Below are 19,441 nucleotides of genomic sequence, written 5' to 3'. Positions count from 1 at the left end.
ATACCGGCACCTATAGATTGCGTGCGACAGCCGAGCAGACCCGACCGTCGCACGCCTCAACATGCCGTATTCACTTGTGCAGGAGCACTACCCTACGCGCGGATAACCTTGTCGACGTTTTGCAGCTGCAGCTCGTCGCCATCCTGACCCTCGATGCGCACGTTCTGCAGGTCGAGGACTTTCACGTTCTGCGCGATGATGCCCTGGCGCACCATGGGCTCCACGCCGCAGGCCATGGCCGGCACAAAGGGCTCGGCATCGGCGGCAAAGGTCACATGGACATCCTGGAACGTCAGGCGCGTCACCTTGCTCTCGGGAAGGCCCGTGATATAGGCCGCGGCCGCATGGCAGTTGGTGGCCTCGATATCGCAAAACGTCGTGGCGCCAAAGCCGGGCGTACGGTCGTCGACGGGCAGCGCCTCGCGAGACTGCACGTAGTCGGTCTTGCCGTCCTTGTCGCAGAAGTAGAACGAGTTGACCACGAAGGGCGTGAGCACCTTATCCATGCGAATGTGCTCAAAGGTAATGCCCTCGTTGACTGCGTCCTTGCCGCGCCCACGGCGGGTCTTGACGCGCAGGCCGCGGTCGGTGCGCTCAAAGAGGCACTTGCTCACGGTGAGGTCCTTGATGCCGCCGGCGGCCTCGGATCCCAGCACCACGGCACCGTGGCCGTCGTGCATGTAGCAGTGCGAGATCAGCACGTCGTGCGTGGCGGGACGGAGCTCGGGTTCAATGCACAGTTTGCCGCTCTTGATGGCGATGCAGTCGTCGCCCACCGAGAACTGACAGCCAAGGATGCGGACAAAACCGCAGCTCTCGGGATCGAAACCGTCGGTGTTGTGGGAGTTCTTGGGACCCTCGATGGACAGGCACAGGGCATCGACGTGCTCGCACAGAATGGGATGGATATTCCACGCCGGGCTGTTACGCACGGTAAAGCCGGCAAGGCTCACGTTTTCGCACTCGGACAGGAAAATCATGCGCGGGCGGGCAACCTCGCGGCCCTCCTCGGGACGGAAGATGTTCTTAAAGTCCTTGTTCCACCAGTTGTCCTCGGCAAAATCGGTCTGGCCGTCGATGGCGCCGCGGCCATAGATGCACACGTCGTGCACGCTCAGGCCCGTAAAGGTCGAACAGTAGGTCGAGAAGCTCTCGCCTTCCCAGCGGCCCAGGGGCAGCATGTCGGTGCCGGCATACCCGGCGCCCTCGTCGCCCGTGACCGTGCCCGGAATGCAGGCAAGCGCCGCGCGGTCGTGACGGGCCAGCAGCACCGCGCCCTCGGCAAGCTCGATGTTGATATTGCTCTTAAGGAAGAGGGACTTGATGCGGTAGTTGCCGGCGGGGATCAGCACGCGCCCGCCCTTGGGGCAGGCCATGATGGCAGCCTGAATGTTGGTGGTGTCATCGTGCTCGGCATCGCCCTTGGCTCCGCAGTCGCGAACGTTGATGGTAAAGGGCTCAGCCGGCGTGGTGACGCCTACGCTCAACTCGCGCTCGCCGCAGACAAAGCGGATCAGGTTGCGCTTGCCGGGAACCAGGCCGTCAACATAGGTCTCGACCGTATTCGTGGTACCGGCGGGCTCTTCGTTGACAAAGATCTCCCACGTATCGGCACAGGTAAAGTAGCCGCCATCGTCGAGCTCGATAACGGCCGCGCGGGCATTGCGCCAGATAACGTTCGTCTCCATGGGTCTCTCCCTCAAATGTAATCAGAAGTTCATACTACTCGTTTTTAAAAAAGGGCCGTACCCGCCGGTGGATCTCCGGTGGCACGGCCCTGTGGTTTGGACGATGCGCCTGCCCTACTCGGCGGGAATTACGCTGCCGTCCTGGAAGCCAACATTGTTGTGGGCGAAGCAGTCCTCGTACTTAAAGCCGGAGAGCTCCTCGCAAAGCGCCTTGACCTCGGGCTTGACGTCGGCCATCTTGCCACCCTCCTTGACGCGGCGGATCTCGTCGCAAAGGACGTCGCACTGCTCCTTGTCGATCTTGATGCCGCGGGCAAGGACGGCCGCGAGCAGGAAGAAGCCGGCGCAGCCGATGAGCATGTAGCCGCAGATGTACAGAGGCACGGTAGCAGGCTGGGTCACGGCGTCGCTGTTGCCGGCGGTCTGAATGAAGCCGGAGGCAGCAAGGACGATAGCCCATGCGTTGACGGCAACAGCCTGGGCAATCTGCTGGCAGAGCTGCTGAGCGGAGCTGTAGATACCCTCGCGACGACGCAGGGTGATGAGCTCATCGACATCGGGGATGTAGTTGAGCAGAACATCGGGCAGGTACTGGAAGCCGACGTAGAAGAACTTCCAGATGGCGAAGATGATGGGGTAGGCGATCATGGCGATGGCGACCGTGGAGGTGCCGTTAATCTGACCAAAGGCGAAGTAGTTGTAGGCGATGATGCACGCAGCGCAACCGACGTTGGCCAGGTACCAAGACTTGTGGAAGCCCTTCTTGGCCATGAGCGCGACCCAGATGGCGGTGCAGACGATAGCGACGACCTTGCCGGGCATCTCCATCACAGACTCGTAGGACTTAGGAATCTGCAGACAGTAGACGATGAAGAAGGACAAGCAGGCAGACCAGCAGGCAGCAGCGAGCTTCGTGGAGACCTGTGCATACAGGACCTTGCGGAAGGACTTGTTGCGGAAGGTAGAGATAACGTCGATGAAAAACTTCTTGATACCCTCGCCGACGCTCTCGATCTTCTCCTGAGCGACCTCCTCGGGGGTGTGCTCCCACGTGGACAGGTACACGCACAGCAGCGAGATTGCCATGACCGAAGCGTTGATCGTAGCGATGATGAAGTAGCTGAACGGGTTGGTCTCGCCGAAGGTGCCAAAGCCAAAGCCGACGAGTGCTGCCATCAGGAAGCCGGCGGCGTTACCAAAGAGGTGCTTGTAGCCGGTGAGGTACGTACGCTCCTTGAAGTCGTCGGTCATCTCGATGGTAAGCGGCGACAGGTTGGCGGTGCAGAACGTATACGCGACGTTGTAGATCAGGTACAGCACAAAGTAGTACGGGAAACCAAACGGCGTAGCCACAAAGATGAGCGGCTCGGCGACCATCATCGGGATAGCTAGCAAAATCCAAAAACGGCGACGACCAAAGATGCGGCCGATCTTGGTGGCGTAGAAGTTATCGGCCACAAAGCCCATCAGCGGGCAAAGAATGGCGTTGAGGTAAATGGCGAACGAGCTGATCAGCGCAGCCTCGCCTGCGGACAGACCGCACTCCGTGGACAGGAACAGCACCATGTAGCTGTGCGTAAAGCTCAGGGCACCGGAGTTGAGCATGCCGCCCATACCAAAGCCCAAGCGCGTCCAGAATGTGATCTTGCGCTTTTTACCGATCTTGTTAGTCATCGAGCTCCCTCTCTTTTCTCGATTGTCTTGGAACAAGACATTGGAGTCCATACCGACGTCTGTCTGCATGCCGTTCAGGGTGAACGTTTAGCTAGATTATGCGCGATTGCTTATGATAGGTGAACGTTCACTTGTATATTATCCTTGAACGGTCGTTTTTTGCCGTTAAACGGACGTCTGACTTGAAAAAAATCACGATTACATAGGTATTGAGTGGGTTTAAATTTGAGGTCGATTAGGTGAACGTTTATTGTTTTCGCCGCTCCCGTACCCTCAGAAAGACACGCCCGAACAGACAGAACAAACATGGCCCCGCCGGGAACACTCCCGACGGGGCCATGGTCAATAGTGCCCTATGCGAACCCATTTACCGCTACAGGCAGACGCCATCCTTCCAAATGCTGATCTCGTGGCAGCCGCGACGCTCGGCACTCGTAAGCTTGCCGCTCGCCGTGTCCAGCACCATCTGATACAGGTCACCGGCAGCCTCATCGAGCGTGCGCTCGCCTGTAGCCACCACGCCGGCGTTAAAGTCCATCCAGTTGGCCTTGTGGTCACACAGACGCTGATTGGTGAACACCTTGAGCGTAGGCGCCGGCGCGCCAAACGGCGTACCACGGCCGGTCGAGAACAGGATCACGTGGCAGCCGGCAGCCGTCAGGGCCGTGGTGGATACCATGTCGTTGCCCGGACCGCACAGCATGTTCAGACCATGCTTGGTAGCCTGGCCGGCATACGGCAGCACGTCGACGATGGGGGCAGATCCGCCCTTTTGCACGCAGCCGCAGCTCTTGTCCTCGAGCGTGGTAATGCCGCCGTCCTTGTTGCCGGGGCTCGGGTTCTCATAGACGACCTCGCCGTGGCTGATAAAGTAGTCCTTAAAGCCGTTGAGCATGTCGGCCGCTGCGTTAAAGACGTCCTGGCTCTCACAGCGATCGAGCAGAATGCTCTCCGCGCCAAACATCTCGGGAACCTCGGTGAGCACCGACGTGCCGCCGCGGGCGACAACCATATCGCTCACGCGACCGATCGTGGGGTTGGCGGTAATGCCCGAAAGACCGTCAGAGCCACCGCACTTAAGGCCAATGACCAGCTCGGAGGCCGGAATGGGCTCACGCTTGGCCTGCTTGGCCAGGTCGGCCAACTCAGACAGAATCCTGTGGCCCTCAACCTGCTCGTCGGCTACATCCTGGCAGGTGAGGAAGCGAACGCGCTCGCGATCGAAGTCACCGAGCTCGTCGAGTACCTGCTGGTGCGTGCAGTTTTCGCAACCGAGGGACAGGAACAGCACACCCGCAGCGTTTGCGTGACGCGAGAGCGCCACCAGCAGACGGCGTGTCTGGGCGTGGTCGGCGCCGGTCTGGGAGCAGCCAAAGGGATGCGGGAAGTAGTAAACACCCTCCAGCGAGCCCTCGACCAGATCCTGGGCCTGCTCGCACATGGCACGCGCGACCTCGTTGACGCAGCCGACCGTGGGGATGATCCACAGCTCGTTGCGCGTGGCGGCGCGGCCGTCAGCGCGGCGGAAGCCCATAAAGGTCTCGGGCTCAACCGGCTCAACGACCGGATGCGTCGGGTTGTAAGCGTACTCGACCTCGCCCGAAAGGTTGGTCTTGACGTTATGCGTATGAAGCCACTGACCGGGCTGAATGTCGCCCGTCACGTGACCGATAGGAAGACCGTACTTGACGACGTCCTCCCCCGCCGCAATGGCACGCACGGCCATCTTGTGGCCCTGCGGAATATCCTCCGCGGCCACGACCTCGCCCACCCCGGGAACCGCGACGGCGGTGCCCTTGGCAAGCGGCGACAGCGCAACGATCACGTTGTCGGCCGGATTGATCTGGATAGTATTCATTACAAAGAGTCCTAACCCTACAGGTTGAGCAGAAGTCAGCGGGCGCCCGCCAGTTACCCGGCGGGCGCACAGAAGGATTTAGGCCTGGGCGTTGGCGAAGGCCTGCTTGGCGCCCTCGACGCGCACGACGGCAAGCGCGTTGACGACAAACTCCTCAAGGCCGGCAATCTGCGTAAGGTCCTCGCCCCACATCTGCTCGTTGCTGAGCACGTCGTGCACCAGCTCGGCATCGTCTACACCGGCGTGGGCGGCGTAGAAATCGAGCACGAAGGCATCGTCCTGAGCGGTGTACTCGGTGCCGTCGGCTCGGCGCAGGTGCAGGCCGTCACCCTCGCGAGCAACGAGCTCCTGCGTATAGAAGGCAATGAGCGTAGCGAGGCTCGTCGCCAGGCACTTGGGCAGGTTGCCGGTCTCGGCAACATAGTCCTTGAGCGTGGGCAGGTCGCGAGCACGCCATTTGGCGGTTGAGTTGAGGCAAATGGAGAGCAGCACGTGGTCGATAAACGGGTTGTCGAAGCGGTTCTCGACGGCGGCAGCAAAGGCCTTGCAGTCCTCGACGTCCAGGTCGGCGGCAAGCGTCGGGATGACCTCGTCGTAGAGCATAGTGTTCATGAAGCCGCGAACGGTCTCGTCATGCATGCAATCGCGCACGATGTCAAAGCCGGCAACCCAGGAGCCCGGAACAAAGGCAGTGTGGGCGCCGTTGAGGATGCGGACCTTGCGCTTCTTGTACGGGGTGACGTCGGGGGTCACAAAGACGCCCGGCAGGCCGGCCTTCACGAAGGGCAGACGCTCCTTGAGCGACTCATCGCCCTGGATACCCCACATCTGGAAGGGCTCGCGCACGGCCAGGAAGGGATCCTCGTAGCCCAGGCGCTCGGCCACGGCGGCGGCCTCCTTGGGGTCGCGGATGCGGCCGGGGACGATAGTGTCGACGAGCGTGGTACAGACGGTGCAGTCGTTGGCCATCCACTGCGCAAACTCGTCCTCCCAGCCCCAGTCGCTCACGTACTGGTTCATGATGCGCAGCAGCTCCTCGCCGTTGTGATCGATGAGTTCGCAGGCGAGCACGATGACGCCCGGCTTGCCGGCGGCCCAGCGGGTGTGGAGCACCTGGGCAAGCTTAGCGGGGAAGCTCGCGGGCGGCATGTCGTCGGCCTTGCAGAACGGATCGTAGGCGATACCGGCCTCGGTGGTGTTGGAGACGATAATCTCTAGGTCGTCGGAGACGGCAACCTCCATCATGGCGCGGTAGTCGTCCTCGCGATACGGATTGAGACAGCGGCTGCAGGCGCTGATCACACGGGACTCGTCGACCGTGTTGCCGCTCTCCTTGCCGCGCACCAGCACGGTGTACAGGTCATCCTGAGCGTTAATGCCGTCGGCAAAGCCAAAGGCGCCACTGATGGGCTGCACCATGACAACCTTGCCGTTCCAGCCGGTTGCCTCGTTGCCCATGTCAAAGAAGCGGTCGACGAATGCGCGCAGGAAATTGCCCTCGCCAAACTGCAGAACCTTCTCGGGCGCGTCCTTGGGCAGCAGGTAGCCCTTGTAGCCGATCTTCTCGAGCGTCTCGTAGCTGATGTTCTCCATCGATGTCTCTCCTTAGATTGCTGTTAGCGTGCAGGCACAACGGGGGCGCCGCGTGTGGCAACGGCGCTCCCGAGTTCGGTGTGGTTCGATGCGGGTTTAGGCCTCGACGGTATCCAGGTCAAAGCCAAAGTAGCGGACCGCGTTGTTGTAGCTGATGTCGCGCACAATGGCTCCCAGCAGCTCCATGTCGGCGGGGTACTTGCCCTGCTCGACCCACTCGCCGATCACGCCGCACAGCACGCGACGGAAGTACTCGTGACGCGGGTAGGACAGGAAGGAGCGGGAATCGGTAAGCATGCCCACAAAGTTGCCCAGCACGCCCTCGTTAGCCAGAGCCGTGAGCTGCTCGCGCATACCGACCTCGTTGTCGTTGAACCACCAGGCCGAGCCGTTCTGGATCTTGCCGGCGGTCGGAGCCTCCTGGAAGCAGCCCATCACGGTGTCGATCATGGTGTTGTCGATGGGGTTCAGGCTGTACAGGATGGTCTTGGGCAGACCCGTGGACTCCTGGATGGAGTTGAGGAAATCGGCCAGCTGGTCGGACGGCGTGTAGTTGGAGATGCAGTCGTAGCCGGTGTCGGGACCGAGCTTGGCGAACATAGCGCGGTTGTTATCACGCTTGCAGCCAAAGTGCAGCTGCATGGCCCAGCCAAGGCGGACATACTCGCCGGCGACGAACTGCATAAAGGCCGTCTTATACTTGAGGACCTCGTCCTCGGAAAGCGGCTCGGCGGCAAGGCCCTTAGCAAAGATAGTCTCGATCTCGTCGGCGGTAGCCGGAACGTACATAACGTAGTCGAGCGCGTGGTCGGAAGCGCGGCAGCCCAGCTCGTGGGCAACGTCGTAGCGCTTGGAGATGGCGGCCTTCATGCCCTCGAAGTCGCTGATCTCAACGCCGGCAACCTCGGAGAGATGCTTGCAGTAGTCGGCGAACTCCTGGCCACGCTCGATGCGCAGGGCAGCATCGGGGCGCATGGCGGGAACGACCTGAACGTCAAAACTGTCGTCGGCGGCAATCTTCTTGTGCCACTCAAAGCTGTCGGCGGGGTCGTCGGTAGTGCAGATCATGCGAACGCTGGACTGCTTGATCAGGTTGCGGCAGGTAAAGCTGGCCTCGGCGAGCTTGGCGTTGGCAAGGTCCCAGACCTCCTGAGCGGTTTTGCCGTTGAGGACGCCTTCGTAGCCAAAGTAACGCTTAAGCTCCAGGTGACTCCACTCAAAGACGGGATTGCCCACGCAACGGCCCAGGGTCTCAGCCCACTTCTGGAACTTCTCGCGAGCAGGGGCATCGCCGGTAATGAAGCGCTCATCGACGCCGTTGGCGCGCATCAGACGCCACTTGTAGTGATCGCCGCCCAGCCAAACCTCGGTGATGTTCTCAAAACGCTTGTCGTCCCAGATCTCCTTGGGAGAAATGTGGCAGTGGTAGTCAACGATGGGCATACCCTCGGCAAAGTTGTGGAACAGTTCCTCGCCGGTTTTGGTGCTCAGCAGGAAATCCTGATCGTCCATGAAGTTTTTCATCAAACAACCCCTTTGTTGGCGGAGCGGGCGCACGATGCGCTCGTTATCCTCTAGGTGAACGTTCACTATACTAATTCATTGCGACTTAAAAGGTGAACGTTCACCTAACCACCATGGGGTGAACGGTCGATTTTGCCCGTTCAACGGTTACTGGAGCCGTGACTTGTATGTATTGCGAATTGGCAGGCGTCCCCGAATACCGAACTTGAGCGCTTTGGCCAGGTGGGTCATGCTCCGCCGTGCATTTTTGGGAGTATTCAGCATCGGAGCGCACCGCGCACCGTCTTCGAAGCCCTATCTGATGCTCATATTGCGCCCAATCGGCATAAATAAGTGCCCCCGATGGCGAATTACGCCATCGGGGGCACTTAAAACCGTCGTCCTAGCCTCTTTCGGAACACGCCATTGCTGAATACTCCAAAAAATGCACGTCGCAAGAGGGGGTACCTGACTAAACGGCTAAATTCCCGCAAGCTCGCAGTAGCGGTCGACGTTGCTGGCAAACACCATCTCCACAGCACCCTTCTGCACGGGCTCCGCCGGAGTTTTACCCCACAGCAGATACTCGCCCAAGGTCTTGGCGCCACGGTAGGCCAGGCTCACCGGGTCCTTATAGACAATATTGGTAAAGATGCCACGGCGCAAGGCCAAGGCGCTCTCGGGGAACAGGTCGTTGCCGATTACCATGACCTTGCCGGCCTTGCCGCTTGAAACAAGCGCGTCGGCGACCACCTCGGAACCAACGGCAAAAACGCTACAGATGAGCTCGGGAGCATCCGGCGCACTCAAGCGCTGCTCAAGCTCGCGCTCGAGCTGTTTGACTTGCGCATGGGCGCCGGCAAGGTCCTCAACCTGCCATGGAATATCGTGTTCGCGCAGGTAATTATGAAAGGCGCGGGCGGTCAGGTAGTGTGAATCGGTATAGGGGTCGCCCGCCAACAGGAGCACGCGGGCGTCAGCCCCAGAAGCGTGGACCAGATTTGCCGCCTGCTCTGCCATAAGACTGCCCGCCGCGGAATAGTCCGCCAGACTGGCACCCAGGCGATCGAGGTGCGGGCGGTCGCCGTCTACGAGCTCGATTGTCACGCCCGCCTCGGCAATCTGCCTCAAGAGCTCGGTCGCGCGGTCATCACCCGGAACATAGGCAAGCAGACCATCGATCTTCTCGCCTACCTGCAGACGCTCATCAATCTGCTCGAGCGCATCGGCGTAGCCGCCTACGCCAAATTCTACGCGCTCAACCGTAATGCCCTGATCGATGACCTCCTGCTCAAAGCGGTTGCAGCCTTCCCAAAGGTAACGGAAAAAGTACGCCCCCTCGCGCGATGCGCGGGGCAGGCAAAACACCAGGTTGATATCCTTGCGGCGCAGGCTCGAGGCACTCGTATTGCGATGGTAACCCATGGCCTCGGCCTTAGCATTCACCTTGGAGCGCATGGATTCGCTCACGCCGGCCTTACCCGTCAGGGCCTTGTGCACGGTATTGATGGAAACGCCAAGCTCGGCGGCTATGTCCTTCATGGTTACGCGAGCGCTCATGGGGTTACTCCGTTATAGATAAGTTGCCAATTAACAGTACAGGTAACGATACCCCAAAATCACTCTTCAACTCGCCGCGCTCTCCCCCAAATGTGCAAAGCGCCCCGCGAACGGATGCTCGCGAGGCGCTTGGATGACGGACCTTACTTGATACCGCGGCCCAAGTCTTCGGCGATTTTGTCTACGCCCTTAAGTGCGGCGCAGGTTTTTTTGTTGGAGCAATGTCCCGTGCAAACGCCACCTTGAGCGCAGTCGGCGCAGGTGCCCTTGCGATAAATGCGCACGCACACGGCGACAAACGCAATGCCGATAACAGCCAGTACAACAATATCGATAGGTGCCATAGCAAGCCTCCTCTAGTTAACCATCACTTACTTTACCCCATTCTCAACCCACCAAAAAGGGACAGGTTTATTTTGGTCGGTTTTATCTGCGGAAACGTCACATCTCCCCCACCAAAAAGCCCGGGGGTCGCTGGGACACCCGGGCTTTTGGAAAGGGGCTAATCCTTATTCGGACTTAGGCGGAAACCGTGGCAGAAGCGGTGTTGGTCTCGTCCTCGTCGGTCCAAACATGCTTGGGCATGGGGCGGAAGATCTGGAAGAGCATCGCAACGAGCAGCACGATGGCCACAACCGTCCAGACACCAAACTGTCCCAGCACAAACAGGTTGTAGAACTGGTTGATGAACAGGCCGATCACCCAGGCAAAGGCGCACTCGTAGCCGATGGCAATCGCGGTCCACTTGCCGGAGTCCATCTGGTTGCGGATAGTGCCCATGGCGGCAAAGCACGGGGCGCACAGCAGGTTAAAGGCGCCAAAGGCAACGCAAGCGCCCATAGTCGGGAACATGCCGGCGAACGCGGTCCACAAGCTCGGGTCGGTCTCGGCGGCATCTGCCACAGACAGCAGCGAGCCGGCGGTGGCGACGACGTTCTCCTTGGCGACAAGTCCAGAGACAGTCAGCGCGGTGGCTTGCCAGGTGCTAAAGCCGAGCGGGGCGAAGATCCAGGCGACCAGGTTGCCCAGCATGGCGAGCACGGAGTAGTCCATAAACTCCTCGGGGATGCCGTCCATAGCAGGCAGGAAGCCAAAGGAACCGTTGTAGCTACCAAAGTTGGAGAGGAACCAAACTACGACGGTAGAGGCGAAGATGACCGTGCCGGCCTTCTTGATAAAGGCCCAGCAGCGCTCCCACACGTGCAGCGCCCAAGAGCGGATCGCCGGGAAGTGGTAGGCGGGCAGCTCCATAACGAACGGCGTCGGGCGACCGGCGAAGAGCTTGGTCTTCTTGAGCATGAGGCCCGAGGCGATGACGGCAAAGACGCCCAGGAAGTAGAAGAGCGGGCTGATCCATGCGGCGGTGGTGGAAGAATCGCCGATGATGGAGCCCATGAGCAGGGCGATGATCGGCAGCTTGGCACCGCAGGGGATGAACGTGGTAGTCATGACCGTCATACGGCGGTCCTTCTCGTTCTCGATGGTCTTGGTGGCCATGACGCCGGGGACGCCGCAGCCCGAGGACACGAGCATGGGGATAAAGGACTTACCGGACAGGCCGAAGCGGCGGAACACGCGGTCCATGATGAAGGCGACGCGAGCCATGTAGCCGCAGTCCTCCAGGAAAGACAGCATCACAAAGAGCAGGAACATCTGCGGGACGAAGCCGAAGATGGCACCCAGGCCGCCGACGATACCGTCACAGACCAGCGAATCGACCAGGCCACCGTCCTCGGTGCCGCCCGCCACAAGGGCGTCGTGCACCACGGTGGTGATACCCGGAACATAGGGGCCGTACTGCGCCGGGTCGACCGAGTCGGCATTGTCGCCCGCAGCCTCGACGGCCGCGTCGTAGGCGTCGCGACCCTGGCCGAGCACATACCAGCCGTCGGTGCCGAAGAGCTGGTCGTTGGTGAAGTCGGTCACCGTGCCGCCGAGGGTGGAAACGGCGATGTAGTACACGCAGAACATGATGACGACGAAGATCGGCAGGCCCAGGATACGGTTGGTAACCACGCGGTCGATCTTCTCGGAGGTGCTCATCTTTGCCGGAGCCTTAGTGAGGCACTCGTCGATGATGTGGGCAATCACGCCGTAGCGCTCGCCGGTGATGATGGACTCGGCGTCGTCGTCGCAATCCTGCTCGCACTGGGCGACCAGCTGCTCGACGCGAGCGGCCTTCTCCTTGGTGAGGTTGATGAGCTTGCAGGCGTCCGCGTCGCGCTCGAACAGCTTGACGGCGTAGTAGCGACGCTTGTTGGCGGGAACGCTCGCCGGCAGATTGTTCTCGATGTGGTCCAGAACGTCCTCGATGGAGGAATCGAACTTGTGCTCCGGCACCTGGCCCTTGGAAGCAGCGGACTTCTTGACCTGCTCGAACAGCTCCTTGATACCCTTGTTCTTAAGAGCCGAGATCATCATGACCGGACAACCGAGCTTCTTAGAGAGCTTGTCCGTGTCGATCTTGTCGCCGTTCTTCTCGACCAGGTCGGCCATGTTGAGGGCAACGACCACGGGCAGGCCGGTCTCGATAACCTGAAGCGCCAAGTACAGGTTGCGCTCGAGGTTGGTGGCATCGACCACCTGGACAACGACATCGGGCTCGCCGCTCATGAGGTAGTCGCGCGAGCACTGCTCCTCGGGGCTGTAGGGGGAAAGCGAGTAGATGCCGGGGAGGTCCGTAATCGTGACGCTCTTGTCGCTTAGGAGCTTGGCTTCCTTTTTCTCAACCGTGACGCCCGGCCAGTTGCCAACGTAGCCGTTAGCGCCGGTGATCAGGTTGAAAAGCGTGGTCTTGCCGCAGTTGGGGTTACCCGCCAGCGCGACATGGATCTGAGAATCCGCCATTCAATCCTTCTTCCTTGTGTGCCTGCGCTGCTTTCTCCGCGCGGGCTGGATAATGTGCTTCAAAGATGCTGCATTAAGTTAGAAAAACCTAACTTTATCTGCAGAAATATGCGCCGCGAGTCCTTACTGGACCTCGACGACGGCAGCCTCCTCCTTGCGGATGGAAAGCTCGTAGCCGCGCACGTTGATCTCGACCGGATCACCGAGCGGTGCAACCTTCACGACCTTGAACGAAGTGCCCTTGATGAGGCCCAGGTCCATAAGGTGGCGGCGAAGCGCACCCTCACCGTGAAGCTTGACGATGGTAGAGCTCTCGCCCACCTTAACGTCACCCAACGTCTTCATTTACTTGTCCCCCTTTCAGTTTTTAAATGCTGCGGACTAACCGACGGTCATGATGTGCATGGCAACCTTGGAATCGATGCCAAAGCGAGCGCCCAGCACCGTGACGATGATGTTGGCGCCGCTCGAGCTCACCACATGAATCTCGCTGCCCTCGACAAAGCCGAGGTCCTTGAGGTGGTGCTTCATGTCCTCATTGCCCTTTACACGAGACACGCGCACGGTTTCGCCCGCCTTTACCATCGAAAGCGGCATAGCCGGCATCTGCGGTCCGCAAGACATGAGTGAGCTCCTAACGTCAGTTCGTCCTCAACATCGACATGGCAAAAGTTAGCCACGTCTATGTTCGCTTTAGTAAACTAGCACGTGGTTAACTTTTTTGGAAGGGTCCCCATTCAGTTTTCGAAAAAGTTTCCTATACGAAACAAAAGAGGCACCGCAAAGACCATCTCTTTGCGGTGCCTTGTCATACCAATTTATGCAACAAAGGGGCCTGTCCCCTTGTCACATTGTTGCGCTTTAGAGCGAGAGGTTTCTGATCGACGTGACGCACGAGGCCTCATCCACGCCCGAAACGCGGAACACAATATCCTCGCCGAACTCGCCGTAAAGAGCCATGAGCCCCATCACATCGCGGCCGTCGGTATGGCGGTCGCCGATGCTGACCGACACGTCGCTACGGTGCTTGGCAATGATGTCGTAGAGCAGGGCAACCGGGCGGGCATGCAGTCCCAACGGATCTTTAATCGTCTTTGTAAACTCGACCATGTCCCCTCCCGCGGCATCGCACATTCGGCCGGCAAACCCAGCCACGTGGTAGTTATTGTAGCGTTAGATGCTTGTCGAGGCCCGCCAGAAGCTCGATCGGAAAGTGCGTCCCGTTATTTGGCTGGATTCTGGGCCGCAGTTTACGCGACGCCCAGTCACTCTATGCCCTCGCAACGCCCGCGCATAAAAAACGAGAGAAGGCACACGTCCTCCCCTCGTTACGGGCAATATGTAGCCGCTTGCCTACATCAGGCGCAGGCTGACGTCCTTGAGCTGGGCGCCGGAAACAGCACTCGGGGCGCCCGACATGAGGTCGGAGCCGCTGGCCGTCTTGGGGAACGCCATGACGTCGCGGATGGAGTCGGAACCGGTGAGCAGCATGCACACGCGGTCCAGGCCCAGAGCAAAACCGCCCATCGGGGGTGCACCAAACTTGAGGGCCTCCATGAGGAAGCCAAACTGAGACTCGGCGCGCTCCTCGGTAAAGCCCAGGAGCTTGAGCATGGACATCTGCATCTCGGCGTTGTGGATACGCATACCGCCGCCACCGGCCTCAAAGCCGTCCATGACAAAGTCGTAGGTGCAAGAACCGGCTGCCAACGGATCGGCCTCGATCTTGGCGATGTCGGTCTCGGTCGGCAGGGTGAAGGGCTGGTGCTCGGCAGCATAAGCCTTGCGGTCCTCATCCCAGTGGAACAGCGGGAAGTTGACGACCCACAGGAAGTCGTGACCCTCGCGCTTGATCTCGAGCGCGGTGGCCATGTGGGAACGCATACCGCCCAGGATCTCGTCGGAGAGCAGGCGCGGGCCGGCGGCGAACATCACAAGGTCGCCGGGCTCGACGTCCATGCGCTCGCGCAGAGCGGCCATCTCCTCGTCCGAGAAGAACTTGACGATGGGGCTGTTGATGGAGCCGTCCTCGCGGAAGGCGATCCAGGCCAGGCCCTTGGCGCCAAACGTGGAGGCCACGCCGGCGAGCTTGTCGATCTTGGCACGTGCCCAGGCACCGGCGCCCTTAGCGTTGATGGCCTTGACGACAGAGCCCTCCTCGTTTGCGGCAGTCGCAAAGACCTTGAACTTGGAGTTGGCAAAGATGTCAGTCAGGTCGACCAGGTGCATGCCGTAGCGAGTATCGGGCTTGTCGGAGCCATAGGTGTCCATGGCCTCCCAGTAGTCCATGCGACGCAGCGGCGTGGGCATCTCGACACCCATGCGGCCGAAGGCATCGGCCAGAACCTCCTCGAGCGCGCTCATGACATCATTCTGGTCCACGAAGGACATCTCGATATCGACCTGGGTGAACTCGGGCTGACGGTCGGCACGCAGGTCCTCGTCGCGGAAGCACTTGGCGACCTGGTAATAGCGCTCGACGCCTCCGACCATAAGCAGCTGCTTCAGGAGCTGCGGGGACTGTGGCAGGGCGTAGAAGTTGCCCGGCTGGATGCGGCTGGGGACGATGAAGTCGCGGGCGCCCTCGGGCGTGGACTTAAACAGGGAGGGCGTCTCGACCTCCATGAACTCACGGCTGTGCAGCGCCTCGCGAATGGCAAAGGTGAAGTCGGAGCGCAGCTTGAGGTTGGCCATCATCTCGGGACGACGGAGGTCCAGATAGCGATAGCGCAGACGGGTGTCCTCGCTGGTCTCAATGCCGTCCTCGATCTGGAACGGCGGGGTGACGGACGTGTTAAGCACCTCGGCGTGGTCGGTCAGGACCTCGATCTCGCCGGTCGCGAGCTTGGTATTGGTGGTCTCCTCGCCACGGGCGCGCACGACGCCGTGGATCTTGATGGGCCACTCGGGACGCATGGTCTCGGCGATCTTAAAGGCGTCGCCGTCGGAGTGCTCGGGGTCGAAGGTGAGCTGCGTGATGCCCTCGCGGTCGCGAAGGTCGCAGAAGATAAGGCCGCCGTGGTCGCGGCGACGGCTCACCCAACCGGTGAGGGTGACCTCTTCGCCCACGTTCTCGCGGCGAAGCTCGCCGCAGGTACGGGTGTGCATGGAATGCTCGTCGATGGGACGGGTCTGGCTCATACCAGTGATCCTCCTTTATGGATCTGTGCCGCCCCGTGTCGTTCCGGGCGGCGTCGTACAGATTTGCCCAGCCTGCGTAAACCGCGCAGCCAGACATGGCGTTCTATCTTATCGCACCTGTGTCGATGTGCCGCGGAAAAGTAGCTCCTGCCCAAAGACTTGACGGAGACGAAACAATTGACGCGCCGTGGCACCCGCCCGCGCTCGTCACGTGCGACAATATGCCCCAATAAAACAGCACTCGGAAAGGCCCGCCATGACTGCACGCCTCATCGTTATGGATATCGACTCCACGCTCATCAACCAGGAGGTCATCGACCTGTTGGGCGAGGAGGCCGGCGTGGGCGAGCAGGTGGCACAGATCACCGAACGCGCCATGCGCGGCGAGCTCGACTTTAAGCAGGCGCTCAAGGAACGCGTGGGGCTGCTTGCCGGCCTGGACGAGAGCGTGTTCGAACGCACCTTTGAGCGCGTGACGTTTACCCCCGGCGCGTTGGAGCTTGTGTGCTCGGCGCACAGCAAGGGCTGGAAGGTCGGCGTGGTAAGCGGCGGCTTTCACGAGGTCGCCGACAAGATCGTGGCTGCCGCGGGCATCGATTTTTGCCTGGCCAACCGCCTGGAAGTCGTGGACGGCAAGCTCACGGGTAAGCTGGCGGCAGACATTGTGACCAAGGAGTCCAAGCTTATCCAGCTGCTGGATTGGGCAGTTGAGTGCGGCGTCGACATGGCCCATACGGTCGCGATCGGCGACGGCGCCAATGACATCCCCATGATTCAGGCCGCGGGCACGGGCATCGCGTTTTGCGCCAAGCCCAAGACGCGCGAGGCCGCCCCGTTTGCCATCGACGAGCGCAACCTGATGCTCGCCATGGACATCATCCTGCGTGACTAGTCGATCCGTCTAACAACAGAATCAATTCCTCTATGTCTAGTTTCCGAACAATTTTGTTCTAATGTTCGGAAACTACCTTTCTCGTGCTAGACTTTGCACCGTCGAAGGGAACATATATGGATAAGCGAGATCTTGAGCAATTGCTGAGCGATGTTGCCGACGGAGCAGTCGCCCCGGAAGTCGCCCTCACGCGCATCCAGACGGCGCCAACCGCCGATCTGGGTTTTGCGCAGCTCGATCTTTCGCGCGGGGTGCGCCAGGGAGCCGGCGAGGTTGTCTACGGTGCCGGTAAAACCGCCGAGCAGATTGCCGCCATTATCAAAGCGCTGCGCGATGCCGGCCAGGAGCGCATCCTGGTCACGCGCCTGGACGCCGAGAAGGCAACCCGTACCTCGGAGCTCCTCGACAACGGCATCGACCTGGAATATATCCCGGACGCACAGCTCGCCCTCGTGGGCGGCAAGCCCTCCCCCGCCGGCAACGGACGCATCGTTGTCGCCTGCGCCGGCACGAGCGACTTACCCGTCGCCGAAGAAGCCGCGTTGACGGCCGAATTCTATGGCAACGAGGTCGACCGCCTCTACGACGTAGGTGTCGCCGGCCTGCACCGCCTGCTCGCGCATGCCGAGGAACTTGCTCAGGCGCAGGTGGTCATCGCCATCGCCGGCATGGAGGGCGCCCTGGCGAGCGTTATCGGCGGTCTGGTGAGCTGCCCGGTCATCGCCGTTCCCACCAGCGTGGGCTACGGCGCAAATTTTGGAGGCGTAGCCGCGCTGCTCGCCATGCTCAACTCCTGCGCCAGCGGCGTTTCGGTCGTCAATATCGACAACGGCTTTGGTGCCGCCTACCAGGCAAGTCTTATCAATCATCTGAGCGCCGGCACGTCCTGCGCCCGTTAAGGAGCATTCCATGTCCAATCATCAGCACACGCTTATCATCGACGGTACCTCGGGCATCAGCGGCGACATGACCGTCGCGGCCCTGCTCGACCTGGGCGCCAGCGAGGAGCATCTGCGCGAGCAGCTCGCCACACTTCCGGTCGGTGGCTTTGAGATTGCCGTTACACGCGTAAACAAGCATGGCATCGACGCCTGCGATTTCGACGTCCAGCTTGCAGAGGAGCTCGAGAACCACGATCACGATATGGCCTGGCTCTACGGCAACGAAGCAGCTGCCGAGCACACGCACGAACACGAGCACCACCATCATGACCATGGCGGGCACGAACACGAACACTGCCACGAGCATGACCATGAGGCCCACGGTCATGGCCACGAGGGTCACCATCACGCCCACCACCATCACCACCGTTCTTTGGCGGACGTCACCGCCATCATCGATGGCTCGCAGCTAAGCGATGGCGCCAAGCGTCGCGCGCTCGCCATTTTTTCCGTACTCGCTGATGCCGAGGCAAAAGCTCACGGCAAAACGCCCGACACCGTCCTGTTTCACGAGGTGGGCGCCGTCGACTCCATCGTCGACGTCTGCTCTGTCGCCATCTGCCTCGACGATCTGGGTATTGAGGATATTGTCGTCGAGTCGCTCTCCGAGGGCCACGGCACCATCCACTGTGCCCACGGCCTTATGCCCATCCCGGTACCCGCCGTCGTCAACCTATGCCAAGCAGGCAATATCGCCCTCACGCCCGCACCGGTCGCCGGCGAGCTCGTCACGCCCACGGGCGCTGCCGTCGTCGCCGCACTGCGCACGTCCGAGCACCTGCCGGCCCGCTACCGCATCGAAGCCGTTGGCTACGGCGCCGGCAAGCGCCCCTACGAGGGCTGCTCCGGCACGCTCCGCTGCCTGCTCGTTGACGCGGACGCATAGCCATGGATGCCCGCAAGGCCAAAAGCCGCGCCGCGATCGTCGCGGCGTTCTCCGAGCTTTTGCGCGAGGAGGACTACGGCAAGATCACCGTCGGCGACATCATCGCGCGCGCTCACGTAGGCCGCGCGACATTCTACGGCCTCTTTAAGAGCAAAGACGACCTACTGTCCGAGCTCGTGAGCGACATCTGCACCCACGCTCTCGACGACGATGGCACACCGCTCGACGACCCACTCGTGCAGGTCGAGCATATCCTCAACAACCTCTGGGAGCGCCGCCAGGGCGTCCGAGCCCTCGTAGCCGGCGCCGGCTCACGCATCTTCGCCGACAGCCTCCGCAAGACCATCATGTCGCGCGCAGCCGAAACCGTCCCTACCGACCCAAACGGCCCCGCCGCCACCATGGACCGAAGCTTCCTACTACACCACATAGCCTCAAGCTTCGTAGGAATGGTCCAATGGTGGGCCTGGCACAACTTCCAAGCAGATAAGGCCGACGTAGCCAAAGACTACCTATCAGCCATAAAGCCCCTCTTCAACTAAGTAAGAAGCTCATCCCAAAGCACCGCCCCACCCCAAGGCACCACGCATCCCAAAGTGTCACTCGCGCTTCAACGCCCCTACCAGCAACAAGCCCCTGCCATCCAAATTCAGATATATATGTTGGGTTGCTTGTACGAACGCAACAAAGACCCCGTAGCTGTCCGCATGGGGTAACTTCCCAGCGCACTCCGCAGGACGAAAGAACCCCCGCCGCACGAAGTGTGAACTGCGCCCCAATTCTTGGACGGGCTAATAAGCGGCCTACGCCGCACATAGGGACTGATTCCGGAATTCCTCCGGGGTCAGTCCCTTCAGT

16 protein-coding genes are annotated in these 19,441 nt (G+C 60.7%); 4 read left to right on the top strand and 12 right to left on the bottom strand.

The window, feature by feature from the left end; genetic code table 11:
- Nucleotides 1–92: 92 nt before the first annotated feature.
- From AQ996_RS07320 to aspS, 12 genes are all read right to left on the bottom strand, one after another.
- Nucleotides 93–1,688, bottom strand: coding sequence for a glycoside hydrolase family 28 protein (locus AQ996_RS07320; RefSeq protein ID WP_055252260.1), 1,596 nt, complete (start codon nucleotides 1,686–1,688; stop codon nucleotides 93–95).
- Between the two features lie 114 nt (nucleotides 1,689–1,802).
- Nucleotides 1,803–3,362 carry an MFS transporter gene (locus tag AQ996_RS07315; RefSeq protein WP_055252259.1) on the bottom strand — a complete coding sequence of 520 codons (1,560 nt, stop codon included), beginning with the start codon at nucleotides 3,360–3,362 and terminating at the stop codon, nucleotides 1,803–1,805.
- A 373-nt stretch (nucleotides 3,363–3,735) separates the two neighbouring features.
- Nucleotides 3,736–5,220, bottom strand: a complete 1,485-nt coding sequence (locus AQ996_RS07310) for a UxaA family hydrolase (protein WP_055252258.1) — start codon at nucleotides 5,218–5,220, stop codon at nucleotides 3,736–3,738.
- 78 nt (nucleotides 5,221–5,298) lie between these two features.
- Complete coding sequence (locus tag AQ996_RS07305) at nucleotides 5,299–6,813, bottom strand: tagaturonate reductase (protein ID WP_055252257.1); 1,515 nt, start codon at nucleotides 6,811–6,813, stop codon at nucleotides 5,299–5,301.
- Nucleotides 6,814–6,909: 96 nt separating this feature from the next.
- Nucleotides 6,910–8,337: a glucuronate isomerase gene (uxaC, locus tag AQ996_RS07300; RefSeq protein WP_055252256.1), complete on the bottom strand. Its 1,428-nt coding sequence runs from the start codon at nucleotides 8,335–8,337 to the stop codon at nucleotides 6,910–6,912.
- A 459-nt stretch (nucleotides 8,338–8,796) separates the two neighbouring features.
- Nucleotides 8,797–9,876, bottom strand: a complete 1,080-nt coding sequence (locus tag AQ996_RS07295; protein WP_055252255.1) for a substrate-binding domain-containing protein — start codon at nucleotides 9,874–9,876, stop codon at nucleotides 8,797–8,799.
- A gap of 143 nt (nucleotides 9,877–10,019) precedes the next feature.
- Nucleotides 10,020–10,220 (bottom strand): hypothetical protein, encoded by a 201-nt coding sequence (locus AQ996_RS07290; protein ID WP_035136858.1) that lies wholly within the window; start codon nucleotides 10,218–10,220, stop codon nucleotides 10,020–10,022.
- 175 nt (nucleotides 10,221–10,395) lie between these two features.
- Nucleotides 10,396–12,723: a ferrous iron transporter B gene (feoB, locus tag AQ996_RS07285; protein ID WP_055252254.1), complete on the bottom strand. Its 2,328-nt coding sequence runs from the start codon at nucleotides 12,721–12,723 to the stop codon at nucleotides 10,396–10,398.
- A gap of 123 nt (nucleotides 12,724–12,846) precedes the next feature.
- The gene (locus tag AQ996_RS07280) at nucleotides 12,847–13,068 is read right to left on the bottom strand and encodes a FeoA family protein (RefSeq protein ID WP_006234774.1); all 222 of its coding nucleotides are present in this window, start codon (nucleotides 13,066–13,068) and stop codon (nucleotides 12,847–12,849) included.
- 36 nt (nucleotides 13,069–13,104) lie between these two features.
- The gene (locus AQ996_RS07275) at nucleotides 13,105–13,347 is read right to left on the bottom strand and encodes a FeoA family protein (RefSeq protein ID WP_040358815.1); all 243 of its coding nucleotides are present in this window, start codon (nucleotides 13,345–13,347) and stop codon (nucleotides 13,105–13,107) included.
- Nucleotides 13,348–13,584: 237 nt separating this feature from the next.
- Entirely contained in the window at nucleotides 13,585–13,833 is a 249-nt protein-coding gene (locus AQ996_RS07270) for an HPr family phosphocarrier protein (RefSeq protein ID WP_055252253.1), read from the bottom strand.
- A gap of 243 nt (nucleotides 13,834–14,076) precedes the next feature.
- Nucleotides 14,077–15,864, bottom strand: coding sequence for an aspartate--tRNA ligase (gene aspS / locus AQ996_RS07265; RefSeq protein WP_055252252.1), 1,788 nt, complete (start codon nucleotides 15,862–15,864; stop codon nucleotides 14,077–14,079).
- Between the two features lie 256 nt (nucleotides 15,865–16,120).
- On the opposite strand from aspS, the gene serB reads away from it, so the two are divergent.
- The 4 genes from serB to AQ996_RS07245 all read left to right on the top strand — a co-directional run bounded on the left by serB (nucleotide 16,121) and on the right by AQ996_RS07245 (nucleotide 19,125).
- Complete coding sequence (serB, locus tag AQ996_RS07260; RefSeq protein ID WP_055252251.1) at nucleotides 16,121–16,756, top strand: phosphoserine phosphatase SerB; 636 nt, start codon at nucleotides 16,121–16,123, stop codon at nucleotides 16,754–16,756.
- Nucleotides 16,757–16,872: 116 nt separating this feature from the next.
- Nucleotides 16,873–17,655, top strand: coding sequence for a nickel pincer cofactor biosynthesis protein LarB (gene larB, locus AQ996_RS07255; RefSeq protein ID WP_055252250.1), 783 nt, complete (start codon nucleotides 16,873–16,875; stop codon nucleotides 17,653–17,655).
- Nucleotides 17,656–17,665: 10 nt separating this feature from the next.
- On the top strand, nucleotides 17,666–18,583 hold the full coding sequence (gene larC, locus AQ996_RS07250; protein WP_055252249.1) for a nickel pincer cofactor biosynthesis protein LarC: 918 nt from the start codon (nucleotides 17,666–17,668) through the stop codon (nucleotides 18,581–18,583).
- 2 nt (nucleotides 18,584–18,585) lie between these two features.
- Complete coding sequence (locus tag AQ996_RS07245) at nucleotides 18,586–19,125, top strand: TetR/AcrR family transcriptional regulator (protein WP_055252248.1); 540 nt, start codon at nucleotides 18,586–18,588, stop codon at nucleotides 19,123–19,125.
- The last annotated feature ends 316 nt before the right edge of the window (nucleotides 19,126–19,441 follow it).

Source organism: Collinsella aerofaciens (assembly GCF_001404695.1).
Classification (GTDB): domain Bacteria; phylum Actinomycetota; class Coriobacteriia; order Coriobacteriales; family Coriobacteriaceae; genus Collinsella; species Collinsella aerofaciens_E.
The sequence above is the reverse complement of the archived record's forward strand: the minus strand, read 5'-3'. Positions and strand labels throughout refer to the sequence as shown.